This window comes from Microvirga sp. P4_G7 (assembly GCF_056401005.1).
The window spans coordinates 1-3003 of sequence record NZ_JBFUKD010000482.1 but is presented as its reverse complement, the minus strand read 5'-3'; the positions used below and the strand labels follow the sequence as shown (position 1 = coordinate 3003).

The following is a 3003-nucleotide window of genomic DNA, read 5'->3' as shown; positions in this document are numbered from 1 at the left end:
GCAAGAGCTCGATCTCGAGAAGGTCGCGATCGACATTCGCGAGGAAATCGCCGTCACGACTTCGGAATTGAAGCCGAAGAAGCTGATGAAGCGCCTCAAGATCATCGAGGCGTTCCTCCAGTCCGGCAACAAGCCGGAATGGATGATCCTCACGGTCGTTCCGGTGATTCCGCCGGATCTGCGTCCGCTGGTTCCGCTCGACGGCGGTCGTTTCGCGACATCGGATCTCAACGATCTCTATCGCCGCGTCATCAACCGTAACAACCGCCTGAAGCGCCTGATCGAACTGCGCGCGCCGGACATCATCATCCGCAACGAGAAGCGCATGCTTCAGGAAGCGGTCGATGCTCTGTTCGACAACGGCCGCCGCGGCCGYGTCATCACSGGCGCCAACAAGCGTCCGCTGAAGTCGCTSGCCGACATGCTSAAGGGCAAGCAGGGCCGYTTCCGTCAGAACCTGCTCGGCAAGCGCGTCGAYTATTCGGGMCGTTCGGTCATCGTCGTGGGTCCGGAGCTCAAGCTCCATCAGTGCGGCCTGCCGAAGAAGATGGCGCTCGAACTGTTCAAGCCCTTCATCTACGCCAAGCTCGACGCCCGCGGTCTGTCCGCCACCGTCAAGCAGGCGAAGAAGCTGGTCGAGAAGGAAAAGCCCGAGGTCTGGGATATYCTGGACGAGGTCATCCGCGAGCACCCGGTKCTSYTGAACCGSGCGCCSACGCTGCACCGYCTCGGCATCCAGGCSTTCGAGCCTACCCTGATCGAAGGCAAGGCGATCCAGCTGCACCCGCTCGTCTGCGCGGCGTTCAACGCGGATTTCGACGGCGACCAGATGGCGGTCCACGTRCCGCTTTCGCTGGAAGCGCAGCTCGAAGCGCGCGTGCTCATGATGTCGACGAACAACATCCTGCACCCGGCCAATGGTCAGCCGATCATCGTGCCGTCGCAGGACATCGTTCTCGGTCTCTACTATCTCTCCATCATGTCCGAGGGCGAGCCTGGTCAGGGCAAAGCCTTCGCGGACATGGGCGAGATCGAGCATGCCTTGAACAGCAAGGTGATCACGCTTCACTCCAAGATCCGTTATCGCTGGGAAGGTCTCGGCGAAGACAGTCAGCCTGTCAGCAAGATCATCGAGACGACCCCCGGTCGTGTCATGCTCTCGCGCCTGCTGCCGCAGCATCCGGCGCTCTCCTACGACGTCGCCAACAAGCTGATGACGAAGAAGGAGATCTCCAACATGATCGATGCCGTTTACCGGCATTGCGGTCAGAAGGAATCGGTCATCTTCTGCGATCGGATCATGAAGCTCGGTTTCTACAATGCATTCCGCGCCGGCATTTCGTTCGGCAAGGACGACATGGTGATTCCGGAGAACAAGTGGGAGATCGTCGACGAGACCCGCGCGCTCGTGAAGGATTWCGAGCAGCAGTATCAGGACGGTCTGATCACCCAGGGCGAGAAGTACAACAAGGTCGTCGACGCATGGGCGAAGTGCTCGGACCGTCTGGCCGGCGAGATGATGAACCGCATCTCCGCCGTCAAGAAGGATGCGAACGGCCGCGACCTGCCGGTGAACTCCATCTACATGATGGCGCATTCCGGTGCTCGTGGTTCGCCGGCTCAGATGAAGCAGCTCGCGGCAATGCGTGGCCTCATGGCCAAGCCGTCGGGCGAGATCATCGAGACGCCGATCATCTCGAACTTCAAGGAAGGCCTGGACGTGCTCGAGTACTTCAACTCGACGCACGGTGCCCGTAAGGGTCTCGCCGACACCGCGCTCAAGACGGCGAACTCGGGTTATCTCACCCGCCGCCTCGTGGACGTGGCGCAGGACGCCGTCATCCGCGAACCGGATTGCGGCACCGAGCGTGGCATCCGCATGCGGGCCATCATCGATGCCGGCCAGGTGGTCGCGTCGCTGGCTTCCCGCATCCTCGGTCGCTCGACCGCGGAAGATCTGACGGCCGTCGACGGATCGATCATCGTTCCGAAGGGCACGATGATCGAGGAGCAGCACCTGGAGGCGATCAACGCCGCCGGTATCCAGGAAGTGAAGATCCGTTCGGTGCTCGTCTGCGAGTCCAAGAACGGCGTCTGCGCAACCTGCTACGGCCGCGACCTCGCTCGCGGTACGCCGGTCAACCACGGCGAAGCGGTCGGCGTCATCGCGGCGCAGTCGATCGGCGAGCCGGGCACGCAGCTCACCATGCGCACCTTCCACATCGGTGGTGCCGCTCAGATCGCGGATTCGTCCTTCATCGAGTCGAGCTTCGAAGGCACGATCGGCTTCCGCAACAAGAACATCGCCCGCAACTCCGATGGCGAACTCATCGTCATGGGTCGTAACGTGGCGGTGGTCATCACCGGAGCCGACGGCGCCGAGCGGGCGGTTCACCGTCTGCAATACGGCTCGCGCCTGAAGGTGGACGAAGGCGACACGATCAAGCGCGGTCAGCGTATTGCCGAATGGGACCCCTACAGCCGTCCGATCCTCACCGAGGTCGACGGTACGGTGGCCTACGAGGATCTGGTCGACGGCGCGTCGATGATCGAGTCGATGGACGAGTCCACCGGCATCGCCAAGCGCGTCGTGATCGACTGGCGCGGTTCGGCCCGTACGGCCGATCTGCGTCCGGCGGTCATCGTCGAGGGCAAGGGCGGCAAGATCGCCAAGCTCGCCCGCGGCGGCGATGCTCGCTACCTCCTGCCGGTCGACGCCATTCTGACGGCGGATCCGGGTTCGAAGGTCAAGGCCGGCGACGTGCTGTCGCGTGTTTCGACCGAGAGCGCCAAGACCCGCGACATCACGGGCGGTCTGCCGCGCGTGGCGGAATTGTTCGAGGCCCGTCGTCCGAAGGATGCCGCCATCATCGCGGAGAAGTCCGGTACGATCCAGTTCGGCCGCGACTACAAGAACAAGCGTCGCCTGACGCTGACGCCGCACGATGGCTCCGAGCCGGTGGAATACTTGATCCCGAAGGGCAAGCACATCCACTTGCAGGA

The 3003-nt window shown here is 62.8% G+C and carries 1 protein-coding gene; it reads left to right on the top strand.

What is annotated here, in order from left to right; genetic code table 11:
* Window positions 1–3003 (top strand): DNA-directed RNA polymerase subunit beta' (gene rpoC, locus AC1DT3_RS16710; RefSeq protein WP_477466365.1); only part of this gene is annotated, 3003 nt, incomplete at both ends.